Origin of the sequence: Pseudomonas cichorii, from assembly GCF_019719005.1 — a bacterium.
Lineage (GTDB): Bacteria > Pseudomonadota > Gammaproteobacteria > Pseudomonadales > Pseudomonadaceae > Aquipseudomonas > Aquipseudomonas cichorii_E.
Map to the genome: position 1 here is coordinate 264366 of NZ_JAIGPJ010000003.1, position 25583 is coordinate 289948.

Below are 25583 nucleotides of genomic sequence, written 5' to 3' on the forward strand. Positions count from 1 at the left end.
GCACCGGGCCACTCATTTGTATACCGAGGGCTTTACTGCATGTCGAAAGAAGACAGCTTCGAAATGGAAGGCACTGTCGTCGACACCCTGCCCAACACCATGTTTCGTGTGGAGTTGGAAAACGGGCACGTCGTAACCGCGCATATCTCCGGCAAGATGCGCAAGAACTACATCCGTATTCTTACCGGTGACAAGGTCCGCGTCGAACTGACGCCTTATGACCTGAGCAAAGGGCGTATCACCTACCGCGCCCGTTAAGCTAGTACTGACGAAAACGACCGGCATATGCCCGGCGGTTTTGTTTGTCCGCTTGCCCGGCACCCCTTACCGAGGGCCAGGCAGGACTTCCATCAGGCCATTTCTGCCGTTGTCTCGAAATCAAAGGTGATCTCGCCATCCTTGATATCGATATGCACAACACCACCATGCTCCGACAGCTCTCCGAACAGAATCTCCTCGGCCAGGGGACGCTTGATCTTGTCCTGGATAAGGCGAGCCATCGGACGAGCACCCATTGCCGCATCGTAGCCACCCTGCGCCAGCCAGCTTCTGGCCGCGTCGGAGACTTCGAGCAGTACACGCTTGTCTTCCAGTTGAGCCTGAAGCTCTGTGAGGAACTTGTCGACCACGCTCTTGATGACTTCGTGGCTGAGGCGGCCAAACTGGATGATGGTGTCCAGACGGTTGCGGAACTCCGGCGTGAAGCTCTTCTTGATCACTTCCATTGCATCGGACGAGTGATCCTGATGAGTGAAACCGATCGAAGCCCGCGCTGCCGACTCGGCACCGGCGTTGGTGGTCATGATGACGATCACATTGCGGAAGTCCGCCTTGCGCCCGTTGTTATCGGTGAGCGTGCCGTGATCCATGACCTGCAGGAGCAGGTTGAAGACTTCCGGATGCGCCTTCTCGATTTCATCGAGCAGCAACACGCAATGTGGTTGACGGGTAATGGCTTCAGTCAGCAGACCGCCCTGATCGAAACCAACATAGCCCGGAGGCGCACCGATCAGACGCGAAACGGTATGGCGCTCCATGTACTCGGACATGTCGAAGCGAATCAGCTCGACGCCAAGCGCCTTGGCCAACTGACGCGCCGCCTCGGTCTTGCCGACGCCGGTAGGACCTGCAAACAGGAAAGAACCGACAGGCTTGTCAGGCGACTTCAACCCGGCACGGGACAGCTTGATGGCCGTGGACAGCGAGTCGATGGCAGCATCCTGACCGAAGACCGTGAGCTTGAGATCGCGCTCCAGGTTACGCAGCAGTTCCTTGTCGGAGCTGTTGACGTGTTTCGGGGGAATACGCGCGATTTTCGCAACGATGTCTTCAACCTGTGGCACATCGATGCACTTGACCCGACGCTCCACCGGTTGCAGGCGCTGGAAGGCACCGGCCTCGTCGATGACGTCAATCGCCTTGTCCGGCATATGCCGATCATTGATGTAACGCGACGCCAGCTCTGCAGCTGCACGCAACGCTTCATCGCTGTACTCGATGCTGTGATGCTGCTCGAAACGCCCCTTGAGACCCCTGAGGATCCCGATGGTGTCCTCGACCGACGGCTCGGAGACATCGACCTTCTGGAAGCGACGCGCCAAGGCACGATCCTTCTCGAAGATCCCGCGGAATTCCTGGAAGGTGGTGGAGCCTATGCAACGGATATCGCCGGAAGACAGCAGCGGCTTGAGCAGGTTGGAAGCATCCATTACCCCGCCTGAAGCTGCACCCGCACCGATGATGGTATGGATTTCATCGATGAACAGGATGGCATGAGGCCGTTTGCGCAGCTCATTGAGCAGCGCCTTGAAGCGCTTCTCGAAATCGCCGCGGTACTTGGTACCGGCCAGCAATGCGCCCAGATCCAGGGAGTAGACGACGCTACTGGCCAGCAGATCCGGAACCTGATTGTCGACGATACGCTTGGCCAGCCCTTCGGCGATGGCTGTCTTGCCGACGCCCGCCTCACCGACCAGCAAAGGGTTGTTCTTGCGACGACGGGCGAGAATCTGAGCAACGCGCTCGACTTCACTCTCACGACCAACCAGAGGATCAATGCGCCCCTGGCGCGCCAGTTCGTTCAGGTTACTTGCATAGGCATCCAGAGGATTGCCTGAGGAAGAAGCCTCACCACCCTCGTCGTCCTGCATATCCTGCTCACCTTCAGAAGAGTGTTCGCCGTGCCCTGGCACCTTGGAGATGCCATGGGCGATGTAATTGACGACATCAATCCGGGCCACGCTCTGCTGCTTGAGCAAGAAGACGGCCTGGCTTTCCTGCTCACTGAAAATCGCAACCAGTACGTTGGCGCCGGTCACTTCACGCTTGCCGGAACTCTGTACATGGAAGACTGCACGCTGCAACACGCGCTGGAACCCGAGCGTCGGCTGGGTTTCACGATCCTCGTCATGGACGGGGATCAGTGGGGTTGTGGAGTCGATGAACTCCTGCAGATCATGCTTGAGCTTATCGAGGTTTGCGCCGCAGGCACGCAAGACAGTGGCTGCAGCCTCATTATCCAATAGAGCCAGCAGGAGGTGCTCGACCGTCATGAACTCATGACGCTTTGAACGAGCTTCCTTGAAGGCAAGATTGAGGGTGACTTCGAGCTCACGGTTTAACATAGCTTCACCTCATACCCAAGTGGCCGGCGTTTAACCGTCCTTCTCGATCTCACAGAGTAGTGGATGCTGACTTTCCCGGGCGTATTGATTGACCTGCATTGCCTTGGTTTCGGCTATGTCGCGGGTAAACAATCCGCATACTGCCCGCCCCTCTGTATGGACGGCCAGCATGACCTTGGTAGCCAGCTCACGATTCAGGTTGAAAAACACCTCAAGAACCTCAACGACGAAATCCATAGGGGTGTAATCATCGTTAAACAAAACCACCTTGTACATCGGTGGCGCCTGCAGGGTGGGCTTGGCGTCCTGCAACGCAATGCCAGCTGAGTCGTCCTCGTGTGACTGCGGACCGTCCTGATTGAATGTTAGTCGAATCTTGCTGATTGCATGCATGGTAAAGAAAGGTTCGTGTAAAGAGCGGATTGAATAATTTAGTCGCAGCCTGGCCGGTTTTTACATAGACCGCTGCATGACCTTGACTATCAGCTAATCGGTGTTACAAACAATAGAGCCCACATTGGGTAAAAAGGGTCCGCGCAGTCAACCAAAATTTTTTTAGGCCAGGCGGATTGAGGTGGATGATACTCCAGACGGAGTCCTTTGCAGAGGGATATGGCTATGCTCAGTGGTAAAGTCAAGTGGTTCAATAATGCAAAAGGCTATGGATTTATTCTTGCCGATGGCAGAGATGAAGATCTGTTTGCTCATTATTCAGCCATACAAATGGATGGCTACAAAACGCTCAAGGCAGGCCAACCGGTCCAATTTGAGATCATTCAAGGCCCAAAGGGATTACATGCCGTGAATATCTCGTCTGCGTCCACAGCTACTGCTCCAACATCCGCAGATGCTTCAAGCGCAGCACAAAAGCCAGCTAATGTGTCGGCCTGAAGCAGACCACCACATACGCCAGCCATAAAGAAACAGCCAGTTCAGGATGACTGAACTGGCTGCTGCGTCTCAGCACAGGCTTCACATGTGCGCGATCAAGGCATCGCCGAATGCTGACGATGAAAGCAGAGTTGCGCCCTCCATCAATCGCTCGAAATCATAAGTAACAGTTTTTGCAGCAATCGCGCCATTGGTGCCTTTGATAATCAGATCGGCCGCCTCAACCCACCCCATATGCCGCAACATCATTTCGGCAGACAGAATCAGAGAACCCGGATTGACCTGATCCTTGCCAGCATATTTAGGCGCTGTCCCGTGCGTCGCCTCGAACATGGCCACGGTGTCAGAAAGATTGGCTCCCGGGGCAATACCGATCCCTCCCACCTCGGCAGCCAGCGCGTCGGAAAGGTAGTCGCCGTTGAGATTCAGCGTTGCGATGACATCATATTCAGCCGGGCGTAACAGGATCTGCTGAAGCATCGCATCAGCGATGGCATCCTTGACGATCACATTCTTGCCGGTTCGGGCGTTCGTGAACTGCATCCACGGGCCACCCTCCAGCAACGTCGCCCCAAACTCTTCAGCGGCCACCTCGTAGGCCCATTCCTTGAAGGCCCCTTCGGTAAATTTCATGATGTTGCCTTTGTGCACGATGGTCAGCGAGTCGCGGTCATTGTCGACCACATACTGCAACGCCTTACGCGCCAGACGCCGGGTGCCCTCACGGGAAACCGGCTTGACCCCGATGCCACAATCCTCGTCAAAACGGATTTTTGTGACACCCATCTCTTCCTTGAGAAATCGAATGACCTTGGTCGCCTCGGGAGATCCGGCCTTCCATTCGATCCCGGCATAAATATCTTCGGAATTTTCGCGAAAGATCGTCATGTTCACATCGCCGGGTTTCCTGACAGGGCTGGGCACGCCCTCGAACCAGCGAACAGGCCTCAGGCAGACATACAGGTCCAGTTGCTGGCGCAAGGCAACGTTCAGCGAGCGAATGCCGCCTCCGACCGGCGTAGTCAGAGGACCCTTGATGGAAACCACGTATTCTTTCACCGCATCCAGTGTTTCCTGAGGCAGCCAGGTGTCCGGGTCGTAAATCCGCGTAGCCTTTTCTCCGGCATAGACTTCCATCCAGGAAATCCTGCGCTTTTCGCCATAGGCCTTGCTGACGGCCGCATCGACCACCTTGATCATGACCGGCGTGATATCGATGCCAATCCCATCCCCTTCTATAAAGGGAATGATCGGGTTATCGGGGACATTCAGGGAGTGGTCTGCGTTGACAGTGATCTTCTCACCGACGGCGGGGATTCTTGTTTTTTGATATGCCATGCGGGACTCCGGTGCGTGCTGAGTGGACATCCTGACAGCCATTGAGCCTAGTCAGCCCCGCAGGTACAGGCAAAGCCCGCCAGTCCGAAGCCGCCGAAAAGGCCCGAAACCCTTGATCTTGAGCGCATTCGTTCGACCAACGGCGAATAGTCGCCATTCGATAGCACGCATAGCATTAATGCTTGGCGCCAAGGGTTTGATATACTCGCGACGTGACCGCAGAGTCATAAAGGCCGAAGTGTCTGGAACCAGACTTTCAGCCTTATATATGCGTCGGGCAGTGACCATGGCCACGCCCGGCAGCTTGACGCTCGACTGATGCACCCAACATCACCGCGAATAAACCTCGACTTGGGCCCATGACCGAACTTTGGGCAAGAGTGCATACCCTGCGCATATCGAGATTTTGTGCATGCTCAGCAAAACAGAGAGTTAATACCAATGTCCAACCGCTCGAAGATCATCTACACCTTCACTGACGAAGCTCCGGCACTCGCCACCTACTCGCTTCTGCCAATCATCGAAGCATTTACAGCCTCTTCCGATATCGACGTCGAAACACGTGATATCTCCCTGGCGGGCCGTGTTCTTTCCAGCTTCCCCGAATCGCTTGGCGCCGATCAGCAGGTGCCGGATCATCTCGCCGAGTTGGGCAAACTGGCCACCACGCCAGAAGCCAACATCATCAAGCTGCCTAACATCAGCGCCTCGGTCCCTCAATTGAAGGCGACCATCAAAGAGCTGCAGGAACAAGGCTTCAAGATCCCGGACTACCCGGAAGCGCCGTCCACCGACGCGGAAAAAGAAACCCGCGCCCGCTACGACAAGGTCAAGGGCAGCGCCGTGAACCCGGTTCTGCGTGAAGGCAACTCCGACCGCCGCGCCCCGCTCTCGGTCAAGAACTACGCTCGCAAGCACCCGCACAAGATGGGCGCCTGGGCTGCCGACTCCAAGGCTCACGTTGCTCACATGAGCAGCGGCGACTTCTACGGCAGCGAAAAAGCCGCTCTGGTCGAGGCTGACAACAGCGTCAAGATCGAGCTGATCGCCAAAGACGGCACTACTACCGTCCTGAAAGAGAAAACCAGCGTCAAGGCTGGCGAAGTGATCGATTGCTCGGTCATGAGCAAGAAAGCCCTGCGCAGCTTCATTGCCGCCGAAATCGAAGACGCCAAGAAGCAAGGCGTTCTGTTCTCGGTGCACTTGAAAGCCACCATGATGAAAATCTCCGACCCGATCATGTTCGGTCAGATCGTTGACGAGTTCTACAAGGACGCGCTGACCAAGCACGCAGACATCCTGAAAGAAATCGGCTTCAGCCTGAATAACGGCATCGGCGATCTGTATGACCGCATCGGCGCCCTGCCAGCTGACAAACAGGCTGAAATCAAGGCTGATATCCAGGCGGTCTACGCCACTCGCCCACAACTGGCGATGGTCAACTCCGACAAGGGCATCACCAACCTGCACGTACCGAGCGACGTCATCGTCGACGCCTCGATGCCTGCAATGATCCGTGACTCCGGCAAGATGTGGGGCACCGACGGTCAACTGCACGATGCCAAGGCTGTGATCCCGGATCGCTGCTACGCGACCATCTATCAGGCTGTCATCGAAGACTGCAAGAAAAACGGCGCTTTCGATCCGACCACCATGGGCAGCGTGCCAAACGTCGGCCTGATGGCTCAGAAAGCCGAAGAGTACGGCTCTCACGACAAGACTTTCCACATCAAGACCGATGGCGTGGTTCGCGTGACCGACAGCCAGGGCAACCTGCTGATGGAACAGAACGTCGAAACCGGCGACATCTGGCGCATGTGCCAGGCCAAGGACGCGCCTATCCAGGACTGGGTCAAACTGGCCGTCAACCGCTCCCGCGCCAGCAACACCCCGGCGATTTTCTGGCTCGACCCGGCTCGCGCCCATGACAGCGTCATGATCAAGAAAGTCCAGAAGTACCTGGGCGACCACGACACTTCGGGCCTGGACATCCAGATCCTGTCGCCGGTCGAAGCCATGAAGCTGACCCTGGAACGCACCCGTGCCGGCAAGGACACCATTTCGGTGACCGGTAACGTACTGCGCGACTACCTGACCGACCTGTTCCCGATCATGGAACTGGGCACAAGCGCCAAGATGCTGTCGATCGTGCCGCTGATGAATGGCGGTGGCCTGTTTGAAACCGGCGCTGGCGGTTCGGCTCCGAAACACGTTCAGCAGTTCGTCGAAGAGAACTTCCTGCGCTGGGATTCTCTGGGCGAGTTCCTGGCTCTGGCCGCTTCGCTCGAGCACCTGGGCAATGCCTACAACAATCCTAAAGCTCTGGTTCTGTCCAAGACTCTGGATCAGGCTACCGGTGAGTTCCTGGATCGCAACAAGTCGCCTTCGCGCAAAGTCGGCAGCATCGACAACCGCGGCAGCCACTTCTACCTGACCCTGTTCTGGGCACAGGCTCTGGCTGCTCAAAACGACGACGCCGCCCTCAAGGCGCAGTTCAGCCCGCTGGCCAAGACACTGACCGACAACGAAGAGAAAATCGTTGCCGAGCTCAACGCTGTCCAGGGCAAACCAGTGGAAATCGGTGGTTACTACTTCACCAACGCTGAACTGACCAGCAAAGCCATGCGCCCTAGCGCAACCTTGAACGCAGCCATCGCCGCGTTGTAAGTGGCAACGGCCAGACGCCTCACAGCGTCTGACCTGCACAAGCCCCGGCCACGCACCGGGGCTTTTGCATTTCAGGACCGAGCCTCATGCTTTCTGTGGGAGCGACTTTAGTCGCGAGAGGCCCGTGAAGCTGAAGAGAATCCATGGACCTCAATGACGTCTCGCGGATAAATCCGCTCCCACTTGCGCAGAGACTGCGCAATACACGAGTAACAACATTATGGAATGGCAAGCCCACGTTACCGTCGCCACGATCGTCGAAGATCAGGGCCGCTTTCTGTTCGTCGAAGAAATCAAGGGCGGACAGAAGGTACTCAACCAACCTGCCGGACACCTGGACCCGAACGAAAGCCTGCAACACGCAGCCGTGCGAGAAACCCTGGAAGAAACCGGCTGGGATGTCGAACTGACCAGTGTGATCGGCATTTATCTGTATACAGCGCCCAGCAATGGCGTGACCTACCAGCGCATCTGCTTTGCAGCCAAGGCCCTGCGCCATCATCCCGAGTACGCCCTGGACGAGGGCATTGTCGGCCCGGTCTGGCTGACACGCGATGAACTCATGACCCAGCAGCACCGCTGGCGCAGCGAGCTGGTCCTGCGCTGTGTCGATGATTATCTGAATGGCGAACACTTCAGTCTTGCCCTGCTGCGCGACAAGGCGTGAGACTCGACGCCCGCAGCCTGATAGAATCGCGTCCTTTTCAAGGCCACCCATTGAATCCCCATGCGTGATCCAGCCCACTGCAACCCAGAAAACAAGCGCGTCATAGTCGGCATGTCCGGCGGCGTGGACTCATCCGTTTCCGCTGTCCTGCTCATGGAGCAGGGTTATCAGGTGGAAGGCTTGTTCATGAAGAACTGGGAAGAAGACGACGGAACGGAATACTGCACTGCCCGCGAAGACCTGGCAGACGCCCAGGCCGTGTGCGACAAGATTGGTATAAAGCTGCACACCGCCAACTTCGCCGCCGAATACTGGGACAACGTGTTCGAGCACTTCCTGGAAGAGTACAAGGCCGGTCGCACGCCCAACCCGGACATCCTGTGTAACCGGGAAATCAAGTTCAAGGCCTTCCTTGACTACGCCCTGATGCTGGGCGCAGACCTGATTGCCACCGGCCATTACGTACGCCGCCGCGACATCGACGGCCGCACCGAACTGCTCAAGGGCCTGGACCCGAACAAGGACCAGAGCTATTTCCTGCACGCCGTGGGCGGCGAACAGATCGCCCGCACCCTGTTCCCGGTCGGCGAGCTGGAGAAACCGGAAGTACGCGCCATTGCCGAGAAACACGGTCTGGCGACGGCCAAGAAGAAAGACTCCACCGGCATCTGCTTTATCGGTGAACGCCGTTTCACGGATTTCCTGCGCCAGTACCTCCCTGCCCAGCCCGGCGAAATCAAGACCACCGAAGGCGAAGTCATCGGCCGCCACAACGGCCTGATGTATCACACCATCGGTCAGCGCCAGGGCCTTGGCATCGGCGGACTGAAGGACGCAAGCGATGATCCCTGGTATGTACTGGTCAAGGACCTGGAACACAACGAACTGATCGTCGGCCAGGGTAACGATCATCCCTGGCTGTTTTCCCAGGCGCTGGTGACCTCGCAGATCTACTGGGTCAACCCCATCGACCTGAGCAGCCCGAAGAAACTGACCGCCAAGGTACGTTATCGCCAGGGCGACCAGCACTGCACGCTGGAAAAGACCGCCGATGGCTACCGCGCCCTATTCAATGAACCGCAGCGCGCCGTGACACCCGGTCAGTCCGTGGTGTTCTATGACGGCGAAATCTGCCTGGGGGGCGGTGTGATCGAAATAGCCGAACCCTGGAAGAGCAAGGACAAGCGTTGATGACCCCTATTCAGGAGCAACTGATCGCTCTGGGCGGCGTATTCCAGGCCGCCATACTGGTAGACCGGATCGCCAAGACCGGACAGGTCAGCGAGGCCGGGTTGAGCTGCATGATCGGCAGCCTGCTGGTGCTGGACCCCAAGGACACGCTGGACGTGTACGGCGGCGACGACCTGAACCTGCGCGAAGGCTATCGCGCCATGGTCAGTGCTCTGGAGCGTGACCCGGCGACCCTGCAGCGCGAGCCGCTGCGCTACGCCCTGTCGATGCTGGGCCTTGAGCGGCAACTGGCAAAGCGCGATGACATGCTGGAAGTAATCGGCAAACGTCTGCCGCAGATTCAGTCCCAGGCCGAACATTTTGGCATCGCCCATGAAAACGTGATCGCTGCCACCGGTGCGCTGTATCAGGACACCCTGAGCACCCTGCGCCAGCGCATTCAGGTTCATGGCGACATGCGCAACCTGCAGCAACCCAACAATGCCTCGAAGATCCGCGCCCTGTTGCTGGCCGGTATTCGCTCGGCACGTCTGTGGCGGCAAGTTGGCGGTCATCGCTGGCAACTGGTCTTCAGCCGACGCAAGTTATTGAAAGAACTCTATCCGCTGATGCACGGCTGACCCGCCACGCAACTGCGACCCTTACCCACCAGGCACGACGCGATCTACGCTGGTCAGTCCGACCCAGTCGGACTGAAATTTCATGTATGATACGCGCCCTTTTCGATGCCCGACTGTTCGAGACCACCCCATGCAGCTTTCTTCGCTCACTGCGGTTTCCCCTGTTGATGGCCGCTACGCCGGCAAAACCCAGGCCCTGCGCCCTATTTTCAGCGAATACGGCCTGATCCGCTTTCGCGTGATGGTTGAAGTTCGCTGGCTCCAGCGCCTGGCAGCTCACCCGCAAATCAGCGAAGTACCGCCGTTTTCCGCGCAAGCCAACGCCATCCTCAATGCCCTGGCTGAAGATTTTTCCGTGGAACACGCCGAGCGCGTGAAAGAAATCGAACGCACCACCAACCACGACGTCAAGGCCGTGGAATACCTGCTCAAGGAACAGGCTGCCAAGCTGCCTGAACTGGACAAGGTCAGCGAGTTCATCCACTTCGCCTGCACCAGCGAAGACATCAACAACCTGTCCCACGCCCTGATGCTGCGCGAAGGTCGCGATAACGTGATGCTGCCGCTGATGCGCCAGATCGCCGACGCCATCCGCGAACTGGCCCAGCGCTTCGCCGACGTACCAATGCTGTCGCGCACCCATGGCCAGCCAGCCTCCCCGACTACCCTGGGCAAGGAACTGGCCAACGTCGTCTATCGACTGGAGCGCCAGATCACCCAGATCGCAGCAGTGCCCCTGCTGGGCAAGATCAACGGTGCGGTAGGCAACTACAACGCTCACCTGTCGGCCTATGCAGACATCGACTGGGAAGCCAACGCACGCGCCTTCATCGAAGACGAACTGGGCCTGGGCTTCAACCCCTACACCACCCAGATCGAACCGCATGACTACATCGCCGAACTGTTCGACGCCATTGCGCGCTTCAACACCATCCTGATCGACTTCGATCGCGATATCTGGGGCTACATCTCCCTGGGCTACTTCAAGCAGCGTACCATCGCAGGCGAAATCGGCTCGTCGACCATGCCGCACAAGGTCAACCCGATCGACTTCGAAAACTCCGAAGGTAACCTGGGCATCGCCAACGCACTGTTCCAGCACCTGGCGAGCAAACTGCCGATCTCCCGCTGGCAGCGCGACCTGACCGACTCCACCGTGCTGCGCAACCTGGGCGTAGGCTTTGCTCACAGCGTCATTGCCTACGAAGCCAGCCTCAAGGGTATCGGCAAGCTGGAACTGAACGAACAGCGTATCGCTGCCGATCTGGACGCCTGCTGGGAAGTTCTGGCAGAGCCGATCCAGACCGTCATGCGTCGCTACAACATCGAAAACCCGTACGAAAAACTGAAAGAACTGACACGCGGCAAGGGCATCAGCCCTGAAGCACTGCAAACTTTCATCGATGGCCTGGACATGCCAGCCGAGGCCAAGGCCGAGCTGAAGAAGCTGACCCCGGCCAATTACATCGGCAATGCCGTGGCCCAAGCCAAGCGCATCTGACCCGCAGCAACTTTTGCACACGCCCGGCTGTGCCGGGCGTTTTCATTTCAAGGGCTTACAAATGAATCCTGATATTCCTCTTCAACTTCTGGGCGGCATGAGCGCGCGTGTTTTCCTGCGTGACTACTGGCAGAAAAAGCCCCTCCTGATCCGTCAGGCGATGCCGGATTTCCAAAGCCCGATCGACCCTGACGAGCTGGCTGGCCTTGCCCTGGAAGAAGAAGTCGAATCCCGACTGATCATCGAAAACGGCGAGCGCCCATGGGAACTGCGTCGCGGCCCGTTTTCCGAAGACGACTTCAGCAAGATGCCCGAGCGCGAATGGACCCTTCTGGTCCAGGCCGTGGATCAGTTCGTACCTGAAGTCAGCGAATTGCTGGAGAACTTCCGCTTCCTGCCAAGCTGGCGCATCGACGATGTCATGATCAGCTACGCCGCACCAGGCGGTAGCGTCGGTCCGCACTTCGACAACTACGACGTTTTCCTGCTGCAAGGTCATGGCAAGCGCCACTGGCAGATCGGCCAGATGTGCGACTCAGAAAGCCCGCTGCTGCAGCACGCCGACCTGCGCATCCTCGCAGACTTCCAGACCACCGAAGAGTGGACCCTGGAACCCGGTGACATGCTGTATCTGCCGCCGCGCCTCGCCCATTGCGGCGTTGCCGTGGACGACTGCCTGACCTACTCGGTAGGTTTCCGCGCGCCGAGCGCCGCCGAAGTCCTGACTCACTTCACCGACTTCCTCAGCCAGTTCATCCCGGACGAAGAGCGCTACACCGACGCCGACGCACAGCCGGTCAGCGATCCACACCAGATCCAGCACGACGCCCTTGATCGCCTCAAGGCCCTGCTGGCCGAGCACATGAGCGATGAACGCCTGCTGCTGACCTGGTTTGGCCAGTTCATGACCGAGCCTCGCTATCCGGAACTGGTCACAGGCCCGGAGCTGGAAGAAGAAGACCTGCTCGACAGCCTGGAACAGGGCGCAGTTCTCATTCGTAACCCAAGCGCACGCCTGGCCTGGTCTGAAGTTGATGACGATCTGCTACTGTTCGCCAGCGGCCAAAGTCGTCTTTTGCCGGGCAGCCTGCGCGAACTGCTTAAATTGATTTGTGCGGCCGATTCGCTGCACAGCGAAAACCTCGGCCAATGGTTGGCCGATGAAGAGGGACGCAATCTGATTTGCGAACTCGTAAAACAAGGAAGCCTGGGATTTGCCGATGAATAAAATCACCGTATCCGTCGCGGACTGGCAGAAGAATAACGCCGATATCCGGCGTATTCGTGAAGCCGTGTTCATTGCCGAGCAATCGGTACCACCGGAACTGGAATGGGACTCGGAGGATAGCGACGCCATACATTTTCTGGCCCGCGAGGGTGACTATGCCGTCGGCACAGCACGACTGCTGCAGGACGGCGAGATCGGTCGCCTGTCGGTCCTCAGGGACTGGCGCGGTCTGAAAGCCGGTGAAATGCTGCTGACAGCCATACTCGACGAAGCACAGACCCGCGGCCTGAAGCAGCAGAAACTCAGCGCGCAGGTTCAAGCCGTTGCGTTCTACCAGCGTTTTGGTTTCACCGTGGTCAGCGACGAGTTTCTCGAAGCCGGACTGCCGCACGTCGACATGGTGCGCGAGGCCTGATCCAGACCGCTATGTAGGCATTTTAAAAGGCACTACATAACGCAACGCCCCTTCATTTTCCTGCGGCATGACTATGCTCAGACAGGAAATGCCGGGGCGTTTTGCCATCTGCCCGTTCAACTTGTACCCACCCCTGGCCGACAAAGTGGCACACTCGGTTTTTACGCGCCCATCGCGGAGATTGGACATGTTGTTACGTACCCTGCTCACCTCATTTCTTGTCGCGTTCAGCACCTGCACGCTCGCAGCCACCGAAATCGTCCCGCTCAACTACCGCACCAGCGCAGACTTGCTACCCGTCGCCAAATCCTTTCTGGGAGCGGACGGTTCGGTCAGTGCCTACGGCAATCAGCTGATCGTCAATGCCGAATCGCGCAAGATCGAAGAACTTCGCGCCCTGATCTCGCAACTGGATACTGCCCCCAAGCGCCTGCTCATCAGCGTCGACACCAGCGACAATGCCGTCAGCACCACCAACGGCGCCAATCCCTCACGCATCATCAGCTACGGCACTTCCAGCCGTGACGGCGGCGTCCAGCAAGTGCAAGCCACCGAAGGCACGCCGGCCCTGATCCAGACCGGCCAGAGCGTTCCCCTGACCACCACCCGCACAGACGGTTATGGCTACCCGCAGAGCAATACCGAATATCGCAATGTCACCCAGGGTTTCTATGTCACGGCCAGCATAACCGGCGATATCGTTCACCTGAACATCAGCACCAATCGTGACCGCCTGAGCCAGGAGCGTCCGGACGCTATCAAGGTCCAGAGTACTGACAGCCAGGTCAGCGGTAGACTGGGTGAATGGATCACTCTGGCCGCTTCCAGCGATCAATCCGTGGCCGATCAGCGCGGCATAGCCCAACGCTATTCCACCCAGGGTCGCGACGACATGACGCTGCGGGTCAAGGTCGAAAGCCTTGAATAATCGGCAATGGCACGCAACCCAGCACCCACGGGCCTTTTAGTGACCAAACGGTCGCATTGGACCAAAGATGTAGTGAGCGCAAAAAAGCACTACAAACCGTTTGACGACCAAAAAAGAGCGAGGCATGATTGCCTCGCTCCCGCTAATCAGAGGCCTTCAAAAAGCCTCAGGATCGACGCTCTAAGCCTGAGCCGATTCCTGTCGAGACTGCCCACAAGGCAGTTTGACAAGGTTACGACTGGAACGAAGTTGTCCCAAGGGACGGAAGCGTTGACGGTTGATCGGACAGCTCCTGCGAGCGAAGCACAAAGGCATCCACGAGCCAAAGTGCCCACTCAGGCCATCCGGACTTTCTACTTCCCCTCTTGAGCCCTTCGCTCACCCGTCGCCACCGCGCCCATTGCCGACCTCTGAGCAGCGAGCAGCCATCTACCGTGCCTTCGATAAACGAGGCGTTTTGGCGGAGCAGGATCTTCCAACCAAAACCTGACAATGAGGTTTATCTCCATGGCACTGACACGCGAACAACAAATAGCGGCTCTCGAGAAAGACTGGGCTGAAAATCCGCGCTGGAAAAACGTGACCCGTACTTATTCTGCTGCTGATGTCGTCCGCTTGCGTGGCTCGGTTCAACCTGAACACACCTTCGCAAAAATGGGCGCAGACAAGCTCTGGAATCTGGTTACGCAAGGTGCCAAGCCGTCTTTCCGCCCGGACAAGGACTTCGTCAACTGCATGGGCGCCCTGACCGGCGGCCAGGCGGTGCAGCAGGTCAAGGCCGGCATACAGGCGATCTACCTCTCGGGCTGGCAGGTTGCTGCCGACAACAACTCCGCCGAATCCATGTACCCCGATCAGTCGCTGTACCCGGTGGACTCGGTCCCGACCGTGGTCAAGCGCATCAACAACTCGTTCCGCCGTGCCGACCAGATCCAGTGGAAAGCCGGAAAAAACCCTGGCGATGAAGGCTATATCGACTATTTCGCACCGATCGTGGCCGATGCCGAGGCAGGCTTTGGTGGCGTGCTGAATGCTTATGAGCTGATGAAAAGCATGATCGAAGCCGGTGCGGCAGGCGTGCATTTCGAGGACCAGCTGGCCTCCGTCAAGAAATGCGGCCACATGGGCGGCAAAGTGCTGGTGCCAACCCAGGAAGCCGTACAGAAACTGGTAGCCGCTCGCCTGGCTGCCGACGTCGCTGGCGTACCGACCATCATCCTGGCCCGTACCGACGCCAACGCTGCCGACCTGCTGACCTCCGACTGCGACCCTTACGACAAACCTTTCGTCACGGGCGCTCGCACCCATGAAGGTTTCTACAAGGTGCGCGCCGGACTGGATCAGGCCATCTCCCGCGGCCTGGCCTACGCGCCTTATGCGGATCTGATCTGGTGCGAAACGGCCAAGCCGGATCTGGACGAAGCACGCCGCTTCGCCGAAGCCATCAAGAAGGAATACCCCGACCAGTTGCTCTCCTACAACTGCTCGCCGTCCTTCAACTGGAAGAAGAATCTGGACGATGCCACCATCGCCAAATTCCAGCGCGAGCTCTCGGCCATGGGCTACAAGCACCAGTTCATCACCCTGGCCGGCATTCACAATATGTGGCACAGCATGTTCAATCTGGCGCACGACTACGCCCGCAACGACATGACTGCCTACGTAAAACTGCAGGAACAGGAGTTCGCCGACGCGGCCAAGGGCTACACCTTCGTGGCTCACCAGCAGGAAGTGGGCACCGGCTACTTTGACGACATGACCACTGTGATTCAGGGTGGCACCTCATCGGTCACCGCACTGACAGGATCCACCGAGGAAGAGCAGTTCCACTGATCTGCGGAGCAGCTGAAAACAAGAACAGGCCGCCCCTCTCGGGCGGCCTGTTCTTTTCTGCCAGGCACCCGGCATTGATCCAGGACAACCTTTAATCAGGCTGGCAGTGATACAACTGTAAGGACTTAATAAAATAGACCAGGAGCACCCAACACCCCGGCAAACTAAAAAGGCTCATTCAAATGATATTAATTATCATTCAAATTTCCTTTTATTGCTTTTCCCTATTAAGAAAAATAAATGGTTAAAACCTTGGCAATGCCCGGCCAGCAAGCCCTGCAGCCCTTCATGTCCCCGAATTCCGATTAATTCATTAAATAATTTTGATGTAGAAAATTTACTTGCCAAGTATTTGCACATAAAATCAATCCGATGCTCCCTCTGCGACATATCGTCACGGACTCACTCTTTATCAAGCACAGAGACCTTTGCTCTCTATTCCAAGGACTGCCAGCATGCCCGAAACGACAGGTTTGATTGCCCACAACTGGGGCTTCGCCATTTTCCTTCTCGGTGTTGTCGGTCTTTGTGCCTTCATGCTCGGTGTCTCAAGCCTGCTGGGAAGCAAGGCCTGGGGTCGCAGCAAGAACGAACCTTTCGAATCCGGCATGCTGCCTACCGGCAGTGCGCGCCTGCGCCTCTCCGCAAAATTCTATCTGGTCGCGATGCTATTCGTGATCTTTGACATTGAAGCCCTCTATCTCTTTGCCTGGTCTGTGTCCGTCCGCGAAAGCGGCTGGACCGGATTCGTCGAAGCACTCGTTTTCATAGCAATTCTGTTGGCAGGTCTTGTCTACCTATGGCGGGTTGGAGCGCTGGATTGGGCTCCTGAAGGTCGCCGTAAACGGCAAGCGAAGCTAAAACAATGAGGCTTTGGCGATGCAATACAATCTCACCAGGATCGACCCGGATGCTCCTAATGAGCAGTATCCAATCGGCAAACGGGAAACCGTTTCCGATCCGTTAGAAGATCAAGTCCACAAAAACATCTACATGGGCAAACTTGAAGACGTGCTGAACGGCGCGGTCAACTGGGGGCGTAAAAACTCCCTGTGGCCGTACAACTTCGGCCTGTCGTGTTGCTATGTGGAAATGACCACCGCCTTCACGGCGCCCCACGACATCGCACGCTTCGGCGCCGAAGTCATCCGGGCATCGCCGCGTCAGGCGGATTTCATGGTTATTGCCGGGACCTGCTTCATCAAGATGGCACCGATCATCCAGCGTCTCTACGAGCAAATGCTTGAGCCCAAGTGGGTCATCTCCATGGGTTCGTGCGCCAACTCCGGTGGCATGTACGACATCTACTCTGTGGTGCAGGGCGTGGACAAGTTCCTTCCTGTCGATGTGTACGTGCCCGGCTGCCCGCCCCGCCCAGAGGCATTTCTGCAAGGCTTGATGCTGCTGCAGGAATCCATTGGCCAGGAGCGTCGCCCTCTTTCCTGGGTCGTCGGCGATCAAGGCGTTTACCGCGCCGAAATGCCTTCGCAAAAGGAACAGCGCCGCGAACAGCGCATCCAGGTCACCAACCTGCGCAGCCCCGACGAAGTCTGATCCAGCCCGTTCTTCTTATAAAAAAGACAAGAACGGGTTGATTCTGTACGTTGACCGAAGTGATTGAGACCTATGACTGCAGACACCGCTCTGTACATCCCGCCTTACAAGGCTGACGACCAAGACGTCGTCGTAGAATTGAATACACGCTTTGGCGCCGAGGCCTTCACGGCACAGCCGACCCGTACCGGCATGCCGGTGCTGTGGGTTGCACGCGCCCACCTGGTCGAGGTGCTGAAGTTCCTGCGACAGGTGAACAAGCCCTACTCCATGCTCTACGACCTGCACGGTGTCGATGAGCGCCTGCGCACCCATCGCCGCGGCCTGCCCGATGCAGACTTCACCGTCTTCTACCACCTGCTGTCGGTAGAACGTAACAGTGACGTGATGATCAAGGTGGCCCTGTCCGAAAGCGACCTGAGCCTGCCAAGCATCACCGGCATCTGGCCTAACGCCAACTGGTACGAGCGTGAAGTGTGGGACATGTTCGGGATTGACTTCCCGGGCCACCCGCACCTGAGCCGCATCATGATGCCGCCGACCTGGGAAGGTCACCCGCTGCGCAAGGACTTCCCGGCTCGCGCCACCGAGTTCGATCCGTACAGCCTGAGCCTGGCCAAACAGCAACTGGAAGAGGAAGCCGCACGCTTCCGTCCGGAAGACTGGGGCATGAAGCGTTCCGGCGAGAACGAGGACTACATGTTCCTCAACCTCGGCCCGAACCACCCTTCGGCTCACGGTGCATTCCGCATCATTCTGCAACTGGACGGCGAAGAGATCGTCGACTGCGTTCCCGACATCGGTTACCACCACCGTGGTGCCGAGAAGATGGCAGAGCGTCAGTCCTGGCACAGCTTCATTCCGTACACCGACCGTATCGACTACCTGGGCGGGGTGATGAACAACCTGCCTTACGTGCTCTCGGTCGAGAAGCTGGCAGGCATCAAGGTGCCGGAGAAGGTCGACACCATCCGCATCATGATGGCCGAGTTCTTCCGCATCACCAGCCACCTGTTGTTCCTGGGTACATACATCCAGGACGTGGGCGCAATGACGCCAGTATTCTTCACCTTCACCGACCGCCAGAAAGCCTACAAGGTCATCGAGGCCATCACCGGCTTCCGCCTGCACCCGGCCTGGTATCGCATCGGCGGTGTTGCCCACGACCTGCCACGCGGCTGGGAGAAACTGGTCAAGGAGTTTGTCGACTGGCTGCCAAAACGCCTGGACGAATACACCAAGGCAGCGCTGCAGAACAGCATCCTCAAAGGCCGTACCATCGGCGTCGCCGCCTATAACACCAAAGAGGCCCTGGAATGGGGTGTCACCGGTGCAGGTCTGCGTTCCACCGGCTGTGATTTCGACCTGCGCAAGGCCCGCCCTTACTCCGGCTACGAAAATTTCGAATTCGAAGTCCCGCTTGCGGCCAATGGCGATGCATACGACCGCTGCATGGTTCGCGTCGAAGAGATGCGCCAGAGCATCAGGATCATCGACCAGTGCATGCGCAACATGCCGGAAGGCCCGTACAAGGCGGATCACCCGCTGACCACGCCGCCGCCAAAAGAGCGCACCTTGCAGCACATCGAAACCCTGATCACGCACTTCCTGCAGGTTTCGTGGGGTCCGGTCATGCCGGCCAACGAATCCTTCCAGATGATCGAAGCGACCAAGGGTATCAACAGTTATTACCTGACGAGCGACGGTGGCACCATGAGCTACCGTACCCGGATCCGCACTCCAAGTTACCCGCACCTGCAGCAGATCCCTTCGGTGATCAAAGGCAGCATGGTCGCGGACTTGATCGCGTACCTGGGTAGCATCGATTTCGTTATGGCCGACGTGGACCGCTAAGCATGAACAGCACGCTTATCCAGACAGACCGTTTCGCCCTGAGCGAAACAGAACGCTCGGCCATCGAGCACGAGCTGCATCACTACGAAGACTCCCGCGCGGCGTCCATCGAAGCCCTCAAGATCGTCCAGAAGGAACGTGGCTGGGTGCCGGATGGCGCCATCTACGCGATCGGCGAGATTCTTGGCATTCCAGCCAGCGACGTCGAAGGTGTGGCAACGTTCTACAGCCAGATCTTCCGTCAGCCGGTCGGCCGTCACATCATTCGCGTCTGCGACAGCATGGTCTGCTACATCGGCGGCCATGAGTCTGTGGTTGGCGAAATCCAGAGCAAGCTGGGCATCGGCCTGGGCCAGACAACTCCCGACGGCCGCTTCACGCTGCTGCCGGTCTGCTGCCTGGGCAACTGCGACAAGGCTCCGGCACTGATGATCGACGACGACACTTTCGGTGACGTACAGCCTGCTGGCGTCGCCAAACTGCTGGAGGGCTACGTATGACCCTGACTTCCTTCGGCCCTGCCAACCGCATCGCGCGCAGTGCAGAAACCCATCCGCTGACCTGGCGTCTGCGTGACGACGCCGAGCCGGTCTGGCTCGACGAGTACCAGGCCAAGAACGGTTACGCGGCAGCACGCAAGGCATTCGCCGACATGTCTCAGGACGATATCGTCCAGACCGTCAAGGATGCCGGCCTCAAGGGACGCGGCGGTGCCGGCTTCCCTACAGGCGTGAAATGGGGCCTGATGCCCAAAGACGAATCCATGAACATCCGCTACCTGCTTTGCAACGCGGATGAAATGGAGCCCAACACCTGGAAAGACCGCATGCTGATGGAGCAACTGCCCCATCTGCTGATCGAAGGCATGCTGATCAGTGCCCGCGCACTGAAAACCTACCGTGGCTACATCTTCCTGCGTGGCGAGTACACCACCGCCGCCAAGCACCTGAACCGTGCAGTGGAAGAAGCCAAGGCAGCCGGCCTGCTGGGCAAGAACATTCTGGGCAGCGGCTTCGATTTCGAGCTGTTCGTCCACACCGGTGCCGGACGTTACATCTGCGGTGAAGAAACCGCACTGATCAACTCCCTGGAAGGCCGTCGCGCCAACCCGCGCTCCAAGCCGCCCTTCCCCGCCGCTGTCGGCGTGTGGGGCAAGCCGACCTGCGTTAACAACGTCGAAACCCTCTGCAACGTACCGGCCATCATCGGCAACGGCATCGACTGGTACAAATCCCTCGCTCGCGAAGGCAGTGAAGACCACGGCACCAAGCTGATGGGCTTCTCCGGCAAAGTGAAGAACCCGGGCCTGTGGGAACTGCCATTCGGCGTCACCGCTCGTGAACTCTTCGAAGACTATGCCGGTGGCATGCGCGATGGCTACAAACTCAAGTGCTGGCAGCCAGGCGGCGCCGGTACCGGTTTCCTGTTGCCAGAGCACCTGGATGCGCAAATGTACGCTGGCGGCATCGCCAAGGTCGGCACCCGTATGGGTACCGGTCTGGCCATGGCGGTAGATGACAGCATCAACATGGTGTCCCTGCTGCGCAACATGGAAGAGTTCTTCGCCCGCGAATCCTGCGGTTTCTGCACCCCTTGCCGCGACGGCCTGCCATGGAGCGTCAAGCTCCTGCGTTCGCTGGAAAAAGGCGAAGGGCAAGCCGGAGATATCGAGACGCTGCTCGGTCTGGTCGGTTTCCTCGGCCCAGGCAAGACCTTCTGTGCTCACGCACCGGGAGCCGTGGAGCCATTGGGCAGCGCGATCAAATATTTCCGCCCGGAGTTCGAGGCAGGCATCGCGCCCACCAGCGCCGCCATCCCACCCCAGGCACGACCGATCATCGTCGGCGCATGACCCTTTAAAGGTGAAGGGCCCTGCCCTTCATCCATCGTGCGACAGCGCCCCCACAGGCTGTTTCGAGTCGCACGAATAACAAGATTCCATTAGCCACGCCCGCTGACACCGGGCCAACGAAGAACTTTGAACCATGGCCACTATCCACGTAGACGGCAAAGCGCTCGAAGTCGACGGGGCAGACAACCTGTTACAGGCATGTCTGTCGCTGGGCCTCGACATTCCTTATTTCTGCTGGCATCCCGCCCTTGGCAGCGTTGGCGCCTGTCGCCAGTGCGCGGTCAAGCAGTACAACGACGAGAACGACACCCGTGGTCGCATCGTCATGTCCTGCATGACGCCGGCCACCGACAACACCTGGATCTCCATCGACGATGACGAATCCAAGGCCTTCCGGGCCAGTGTCGTCGAGTGGCTGATGACCAACCACCCGCATGACTGCCCGGTCTGCGAGGAAGGGGGTCACTGCCACCTGCAAGACATGACCGTCATGACCGGTCACAACGAGCGTCGTTACCGCTTCACCAAACGCACCCACCAGAACCAGGAGCTCGGCCCGTTCATCGCTCACGAGATGAACCGCTGCATCGCCTGCTACCGTTGCGTACGCTTCTATAAAGACTATGCAGGCGGCACTGACCTGGGCGTTTTCGGCGCTCACGACAACGTGTACTTCGGCCGCGTCGAAGACGGCGTGCTGGAAAGCGAGTTCTCCGGCAACCTGACCGAGGTCTGCCCGACCGGTGTGTTCACCGACAAGACTCACTCCGAGCGCTACAACCGCAAGTGGGACATGCAGTTCTCGCCGAGCATCTGCCATGGCTGCTCCAGCGGTTGCAACATCAGCCCCGGTGAGCGTTACGGCGAACTGCGTCGCATCGAAAACCGCTTCAACGGTTCGGTTAACCAGTACTTCCTGTGCGACCGTGGCCGCTTCGGCTATGGCTACGTCAACCGCGAAGACCGCCCACGTCAGCCATTGCTGGCAGACGGCAGCAAGCTGAGCCTGGATGCAGCGCTGGATACGGCTGCCGACCTGCTGCGCGGCCGTAACATCGTCGGTATCGGCTCGCCACGCGCCAGCCTGGAAAGCAACTACGCGCTGCGCGAACTGGTCGGTGCCGAGCATTTCTACTCGGGTATCGAAGCCAGTGAACTGGAGCGTATCCGTCTGGTGGCGCAGGTGCTCAAAGACAGCCCGCTGCCGATCCCGACCCTGCGCGACATCGAAGACCACGATGCAGTTTTCGTCCTCGGTGAAGACCTGACCCAGACCGCAGCACGTGTGGCCCTGGCCCTGCGCCAATCGGTCAAGGGCAAGGCGGAAGATATGGCCGAGGCCATGCGCGTACAGCCATGGCTCAATGCTGCAGTGAAAAACATCGGCCAGCACGCGCTGAACCCGCTGTTTATCGCCAGTCTGGCTGAGACAAAGCTCGACGACATCGCTGAAGAGTGTGTACACGCCGCTCCAGACGACCTGGCCCGCATCGGTTTTGCCGTGGCTCACGCCCTGGACGCCAGCGCACCTGCCGTCGAAGGCCTGGACGCCGAAGCCCTGGAACTGGCCAGGCGCATTGCCGATTCTCTGCTGGCTGCCAAACGCCCACTGATCATTGCCGGTACTTCCCTGGGTTCCAAAGCCCTGATCGAAGCCGCAGCGAACATCGCCAAGGCTCTGAAACTGCGCGAAAAAGAAGGCTCCATCACCCTGATCGTGCCGGAAGCCAACAGCCTGGGCCTGGCCCTGCTGGGTGGCGAGTCGGTCGATGCCGCCTTGCAGGCCGTGATCGACGGCAAAGCTGACGCCATCGTCGTGCTGGAAAACGATCTGTACACCCGTACCGATGCCGCCAAGGTCGATGCCGCCCTGAGCGCTGCGAAAGTAGTGATCGTGGCCGACCATCAGAAGACTGCCACGGGCGACCGTGCCCATCTGGTGCTGCCAGCAGCCAGCTTCGCCGAAGGCGACGGTACGCTGGTCAGTCTGGAAGGCCGCGCCCAGCGCTTCTTCCAGGTGTTCGATCCAACTTATCTGGACGCCAGCATTCTGGTCCACGAAGGCTGGCGCTGGTTGCATGCCCTGCGCGCGACCCTGCTGAACAAGCCGGTGGACTGGACGCAACTGGACCACGTCACTGCTGCCTGCGCACAAAGCAGCTCGCAACTGGCTGGCATCATCGATGCCGCGCCTTCTGCAGCGTTCCGTATCAAGGGCATGAAGCTGGCTCGCGAACCGCTGCGTTACAGCGGCCGTACAGCCATGCGCGCCAACATCAGCGTGCATGAGCCTCGTACTCCGCAAGACCAGGACACCGCGTTCTCCTTCTCCATGGAAGGTTACTCGGGCTCCGCCGAACCGCGTCAGCAAGTGCCTTTCGCCTGGTCTCCGGGCTGGAACTCGCCTCAGGCCTGGAACAAGTTCCAGGACGAAGTCGGTGGTCACTTGCGTGCCGGTGATCCGGGTGTTCGTCTGATCGAAAGCCAGGGCGACAACCTGAACTGGTTCGCCAGCGTCCCACGCGCCTTCTCGCCTGCCCAGGGCACATGGCAGGTGGTGCCGTTCTATCACCTGTTCGGCAGCGAAGAGAACTCTTCGAAAGCCGCTCCGGTCCAGGAACGCATCCCGGCGGCCTATGTTGCACTGGCCAAGTCCGAAGCCGACCGCCTGGGTGTCAACGAAGGTGCCCTGCTGTCCTTGAACGTTGCCGGCAAGACCCTGCGTCTGCCGCTGCGCATCAATGAAGAACTGGGTGCAGGTCTGGTGGCATTGCCGGTAGGTCTGGCTGGTATTCCTGCCGCGGTCTTCGGCAAGACGGTTGACGGTCTTCAGGAGGCAGCGCAATGAGCTGGCTCACTCCTGATGTGATCGACACCATCTTCGCGGTCCTCAAAGCCATCGTCGTGCTGCTGGCGGTTGTGGTCTGCGGCGCTTTGCTGAGCTTCGTCGAACGTCGCCTGCTGGGCTGGTGGCAGGACCGTTACGGTCCGAACCGCGTTGGCCCGTTCGGCATGTTCCAGATCGCTGCCGACATGCTGAAAATGTTCTTCAAGGAAGACTGGACACCGCCGTTTGCCGACAAGGTGATTTTCACCCTGGCACCGATCGTGGCCATGAGCGCCTTGCTGATTGCCTTCGCAATCATCCCGATCACCCCGACCTGGGGCGTGGCGGACCTGAATATCGGCCTGCTGTTCTTCTTTGCCATGGCCGGTCTTTCGGTCTATGCCGTGCTGTTCGCCGGCTGGTCGAGTAACAACAAGTACGCCCTGCTCGGTAGTCTGCGAGCTTCGGCGCAAACCGTATCCTATGAAGTGTTCATGGGTCTGGCGCTGATGGGCATCGTGGTTCAGGTCGGCTCGTTCAACATGCGCGACATCGTTGAATATCAGGCACAGAACCTGTGGTTCATCATTCCGCAGTTCTTCGGCTTCTGTACGTTCTTCATCGCAGGCGTTGCAGTGACTCACCGTCACCCCTTCGACCAGCCGGAAGCGGAACAGGAACTGGCCGACGGTTACCACATTGAATATGCCGGCATGAAATGGGGCATGTTCTTCGTGGGCGAGTACATCGGGATCATCCTGATCTCGGCGCTGCTGGTGACCCTGTTCTTCGGCGGCTGGCACGGTCCTTTCGGCATCCTGCCGCAACTCTCCTTCGTCTGGTTCGCACTGAAGACTGCGTTCTTCATCATGCTGTTCATCCTGCTGCGCGCTTCCATCCCGCGCCCACGCTATGACCAGGTAATGGACTTCAGCTGGAAATTCTGTCTGCCGCTGACCCTGATCAATTTGCTGGTGACTGCTGCGATCGTGTTGTTGAACACGCCGGCAGGCTCGGTTCAGTGAGGATTTGACCCATGTTCAAATATATTGGCGACATCGTTAAGGGTACCGGTACCCAGTTGCGCAGCCTGGTGATGGTCTTCGGCCATGGCTTTCGCAAACGCGACACCCTGCAATACCCGGAAGAGCCGGTCTACCTGCCACCACGCTATCGTGGCCGTATCGTTCTGACCCGCGACCCCGACGGCGAAGAGCGCTGCGTGGCCTGCAACCTGTGCGCCGTGGCTTGCCCGGTGGGTTGCATTTCATTGCAGAAGGCTGAAACCGAAGACGGCCGCTGGTACCCGGACTTTTTCCGCATCAACTTCTCGCGTTGCATTTTCTGCGGCCTGTGCGAAGAAGCCTGCCCGACCACCGCAATCCAGCTGACACCGGATTTCGAGATGGCCGAGTTCAAACGTCAGGATCTGGTGTACGAGAAAGAAGATCTGCTGATCTCCGGCCCCGGCAAGAACCCTGACTATAACTTCTATCGCGTCGCCGGTATGGCCATCGCTGGCAAGCCCAAAGGCTCTGCACAGAACGAAGCCGAGCCGATCAACGTCAAGAGCTTGCTGCCTTAAGGAAGTAA

22 protein-coding genes are annotated in these 25583 nt (G+C 58.5%); 19 read left to right on the top strand and 3 right to left on the bottom strand.

The annotated features are described in order from the left end of the window. The first annotated feature begins 39 nt into the window (after positions 1 to 39). Positions 40 to 258 (top strand): translation initiation factor IF-1, encoded by a 219-nt coding sequence (gene infA / locus K5D32_RS04820; RefSeq protein WP_002553999.1) that lies wholly within the window; start codon positions 40 to 42, stop codon positions 256 to 258. A 92-nt stretch (positions 259 to 350) separates the two neighbouring features. Here the strand turns inward: infA and clpA are convergent, their stop codons facing one another. Next, the gene (gene clpA / locus K5D32_RS04825) at positions 351 to 2624 is read right to left on the bottom strand and encodes an ATP-dependent Clp protease ATP-binding subunit ClpA (protein ID WP_221576857.1); all 2274 of its coding nucleotides are present in this window, start codon (positions 2622 to 2624) and stop codon (positions 351 to 353) included. A gap of 30 nt (positions 2625 to 2654) precedes the next feature. Further along, positions 2655 to 3017: an ATP-dependent Clp protease adapter ClpS gene (gene clpS / locus K5D32_RS04830; protein WP_025259492.1), complete on the bottom strand. Its 363-nt coding sequence runs from the start codon at positions 3015 to 3017 to the stop codon at positions 2655 to 2657. A gap of 225 nt (positions 3018 to 3242) precedes the next feature. Between clpS and cspD the strand changes: the two genes are divergently transcribed. Next, a complete protein-coding gene (gene cspD, locus K5D32_RS04835) occupies positions 3243 to 3515 on the top strand; it encodes a cold shock domain-containing protein CspD (protein WP_025259491.1) in 273 nt (90 codons plus the stop codon). A gap of 81 nt (positions 3516 to 3596) precedes the next feature. Here the strand turns inward: cspD and icd are convergent, their stop codons facing one another. Then, positions 3597 to 4853: an NADP-dependent isocitrate dehydrogenase gene (gene icd / locus K5D32_RS04840; protein WP_221599404.1), complete on the bottom strand. Its 1257-nt coding sequence runs from the start codon at positions 4851 to 4853 to the stop codon at positions 3597 to 3599. 441 nt (positions 4854 to 5294) lie between these two features. Between icd and K5D32_RS04845 the strand changes: the two genes are divergently transcribed. The 17 genes from K5D32_RS04845 to nuoI all read left to right on the top strand — a co-directional run bounded on the left by K5D32_RS04845 (position 5295) and on the right by nuoI (position 25575). After that, positions 5295 to 7520, top strand: coding sequence for an NADP-dependent isocitrate dehydrogenase (locus tag K5D32_RS04845; RefSeq protein ID WP_221576856.1), 2226 nt, complete (start codon positions 5295 to 5297; stop codon positions 7518 to 7520). Positions 7521 to 7740: 220 nt separating this feature from the next. Continuing rightward, the gene (locus K5D32_RS04850) at positions 7741 to 8187 is read left to right on the top strand and encodes an NUDIX hydrolase (RefSeq protein ID WP_221592677.1); all 447 of its coding nucleotides are present in this window, start codon (positions 7741 to 7743) and stop codon (positions 8185 to 8187) included. 60 nt (positions 8188 to 8247) lie between these two features. Continuing rightward, positions 8248 to 9378 carry a tRNA 2-thiouridine(34) synthase MnmA gene (mnmA, locus tag K5D32_RS04855; RefSeq protein WP_221599399.1) on the top strand — a complete coding sequence of 377 codons (1131 nt, stop codon included), beginning with the start codon at positions 8248 to 8250 and terminating at the stop codon, positions 9376 to 9378. Next, on the top strand, positions 9378 to 9998 hold the full coding sequence (gene hflD, locus K5D32_RS04860) for a high frequency lysogenization protein HflD (protein WP_198728217.1): 621 nt from the start codon (positions 9378 to 9380) through the stop codon (positions 9996 to 9998). Before mnmA ends, hflD begins: the two co-directional genes overlap by 1 nt. A gap of 130 nt (positions 9999 to 10128) precedes the next feature. Beyond that, entirely contained in the window at positions 10129 to 11499 is a 1371-nt protein-coding gene (gene purB / locus K5D32_RS04865; protein WP_221599400.1) for an adenylosuccinate lyase, read from the top strand. Positions 11500 to 11560: 61 nt separating this feature from the next. Continuing rightward, positions 11561 to 12727: a cupin domain-containing protein gene (locus K5D32_RS04870; RefSeq protein ID WP_198728215.1), complete on the top strand. Its 1167-nt coding sequence runs from the start codon at positions 11561 to 11563 to the stop codon at positions 12725 to 12727. Next, the gene (locus tag K5D32_RS04875; RefSeq protein WP_198728214.1) at positions 12720 to 13142 is read left to right on the top strand and encodes a GNAT family N-acetyltransferase; all 423 of its coding nucleotides are present in this window, start codon (positions 12720 to 12722) and stop codon (positions 13140 to 13142) included. The genes K5D32_RS04870 and K5D32_RS04875 overlap by 8 nt, the downstream gene beginning before the upstream one ends. Positions 13143 to 13329: 187 nt before the next feature. Next, positions 13330 to 14070, top strand: coding sequence for a secretin N-terminal domain-containing protein (locus K5D32_RS04880; RefSeq protein WP_221576853.1), 741 nt, complete (start codon positions 13330 to 13332; stop codon positions 14068 to 14070). A gap of 507 nt (positions 14071 to 14577) precedes the next feature. Beyond that, a complete protein-coding gene (gene aceA / locus K5D32_RS04885; protein ID WP_025259481.1) occupies positions 14578 to 15903 on the top strand; it encodes an isocitrate lyase in 1326 nt (441 codons plus the stop codon). 455 nt (positions 15904 to 16358) lie between these two features. Further along, complete coding sequence (locus tag K5D32_RS04890) at positions 16359 to 16772, top strand: NADH-quinone oxidoreductase subunit A (protein ID WP_221576852.1); 414 nt, start codon at positions 16359 to 16361, stop codon at positions 16770 to 16772. Between the two features lie 10 nt (positions 16773 to 16782). Then, complete coding sequence (locus K5D32_RS04895) at positions 16783 to 17457, top strand: NADH-quinone oxidoreductase subunit B family protein (RefSeq protein ID WP_025259479.1); 675 nt, start codon at positions 16783 to 16785, stop codon at positions 17455 to 17457. Positions 17458 to 17529: 72 nt separating this feature from the next. Then, positions 17530 to 19311: an NADH-quinone oxidoreductase subunit C/D gene (gene nuoC, locus K5D32_RS04900; protein WP_221576851.1), complete on the top strand. Its 1782-nt coding sequence runs from the start codon at positions 17530 to 17532 to the stop codon at positions 19309 to 19311. A gap of 2 nt (positions 19312 to 19313) precedes the next feature. Beyond that, a complete protein-coding gene (gene nuoE / locus K5D32_RS04905; RefSeq protein ID WP_025259477.1) occupies positions 19314 to 19811 on the top strand; it encodes an NADH-quinone oxidoreductase subunit NuoE in 498 nt (165 codons plus the stop codon). Then, positions 19808 to 21163: an NADH-quinone oxidoreductase subunit NuoF gene (gene nuoF, locus K5D32_RS04910; RefSeq protein WP_221576850.1), complete on the top strand. Its 1356-nt coding sequence runs from the start codon at positions 19808 to 19810 to the stop codon at positions 21161 to 21163. Before nuoE ends, nuoF begins: the two co-directional genes overlap by 4 nt. 133 nt (positions 21164 to 21296) lie before the next feature. Next, complete coding sequence (nuoG, locus tag K5D32_RS04915) at positions 21297 to 24011, top strand: NADH-quinone oxidoreductase subunit NuoG (RefSeq protein ID WP_221599401.1); 2715 nt, start codon at positions 21297 to 21299, stop codon at positions 24009 to 24011. Continuing rightward, the gene (gene nuoH / locus K5D32_RS04920) at positions 24008 to 25015 is read left to right on the top strand and encodes an NADH-quinone oxidoreductase subunit NuoH (RefSeq protein WP_198729177.1); all 1008 of its coding nucleotides are present in this window, start codon (positions 24008 to 24010) and stop codon (positions 25013 to 25015) included. The genes nuoG and nuoH overlap by 4 nt, the downstream gene beginning before the upstream one ends. Before the next feature lie 11 nt (positions 25016 to 25026). Beyond that, a complete protein-coding gene (gene nuoI / locus K5D32_RS04925; protein ID WP_003223795.1) occupies positions 25027 to 25575 on the top strand; it encodes an NADH-quinone oxidoreductase subunit NuoI in 549 nt (182 codons plus the stop codon). The last annotated feature ends 8 nt before the right edge of the window (positions 25576 to 25583 follow it).

Bases quoted from the DNA above. Each gene is read 5' to 3' on its own strand.
- infA (WP_002553999.1), top strand. From the start codon at position 40: ATGTCGAAAGAAGACAGCTTCGAAATGGAAGGCACTGTCGTCGACACC.
- clpA (WP_221576857.1), bottom strand. From the start codon at position 2,624: ATGTTAAACCGTGAGCTCGAAGTCACCCTCAATCTTGCCTTCAAGGAA.
- clpS (WP_025259492.1), bottom strand. From the start codon at position 3,017: ATGCATGCAATCAGCAAGATTCGACTAACATTCAATCAGGACGGTCCG.
- cspD (WP_025259491.1), top strand. From the start codon at position 3,243: ATGCTCAGTGGTAAAGTCAAGTGGTTCAATAATGCAAAAGGCTATGGA.
- icd (WP_221599404.1), bottom strand. From the start codon at position 4,853: ATGGCATATCAAAAAACAAGAATCCCCGCCGTCGGTGAGAAGATCACT.
- K5D32_RS04845 (WP_221576856.1), top strand. From the start codon at position 5,295: ATGTCCAACCGCTCGAAGATCATCTACACCTTCACTGACGAAGCTCCG.
- K5D32_RS04850 (WP_221592677.1), top strand. From the start codon at position 7,741: ATGGAATGGCAAGCCCACGTTACCGTCGCCACGATCGTCGAAGATCAG.
- mnmA (WP_221599399.1), top strand. From the start codon at position 8,248: ATGCGTGATCCAGCCCACTGCAACCCAGAAAACAAGCGCGTCATAGTC.
- hflD (WP_198728217.1), top strand. From the start codon at position 9,378: ATGACCCCTATTCAGGAGCAACTGATCGCTCTGGGCGGCGTATTCCAG.
- purB (WP_221599400.1), top strand. From the start codon at position 10,129: ATGCAGCTTTCTTCGCTCACTGCGGTTTCCCCTGTTGATGGCCGCTAC.
- K5D32_RS04870 (WP_198728215.1), top strand. From the start codon at position 11,561: ATGAATCCTGATATTCCTCTTCAACTTCTGGGCGGCATGAGCGCGCGT.
- K5D32_RS04875 (WP_198728214.1), top strand. From the start codon at position 12,720: ATGAATAAAATCACCGTATCCGTCGCGGACTGGCAGAAGAATAACGCC.
- K5D32_RS04880 (WP_221576853.1), top strand. From the start codon at position 13,330: ATGTTGTTACGTACCCTGCTCACCTCATTTCTTGTCGCGTTCAGCACC.
- aceA (WP_025259481.1), top strand. From the start codon at position 14,578: ATGGCACTGACACGCGAACAACAAATAGCGGCTCTCGAGAAAGACTGG.
- K5D32_RS04890 (WP_221576852.1), top strand. From the start codon at position 16,359: ATGCCCGAAACGACAGGTTTGATTGCCCACAACTGGGGCTTCGCCATT.
- K5D32_RS04895 (WP_025259479.1), top strand. From the start codon at position 16,783: ATGCAATACAATCTCACCAGGATCGACCCGGATGCTCCTAATGAGCAG.
- nuoC (WP_221576851.1), top strand. From the start codon at position 17,530: ATGACTGCAGACACCGCTCTGTACATCCCGCCTTACAAGGCTGACGAC.
- nuoE (WP_025259477.1), top strand. From the start codon at position 19,314: ATGAACAGCACGCTTATCCAGACAGACCGTTTCGCCCTGAGCGAAACA.
- nuoF (WP_221576850.1), top strand. From the start codon at position 19,808: ATGACCCTGACTTCCTTCGGCCCTGCCAACCGCATCGCGCGCAGTGCA.
- nuoG (WP_221599401.1), top strand. From the start codon at position 21,297: ATGGCCACTATCCACGTAGACGGCAAAGCGCTCGAAGTCGACGGGGCA.
- nuoH (WP_198729177.1), top strand. From the start codon at position 24,008: ATGAGCTGGCTCACTCCTGATGTGATCGACACCATCTTCGCGGTCCTC.
- nuoI (WP_003223795.1), top strand. From the start codon at position 25,027: ATGTTCAAATATATTGGCGACATCGTTAAGGGTACCGGTACCCAGTTG.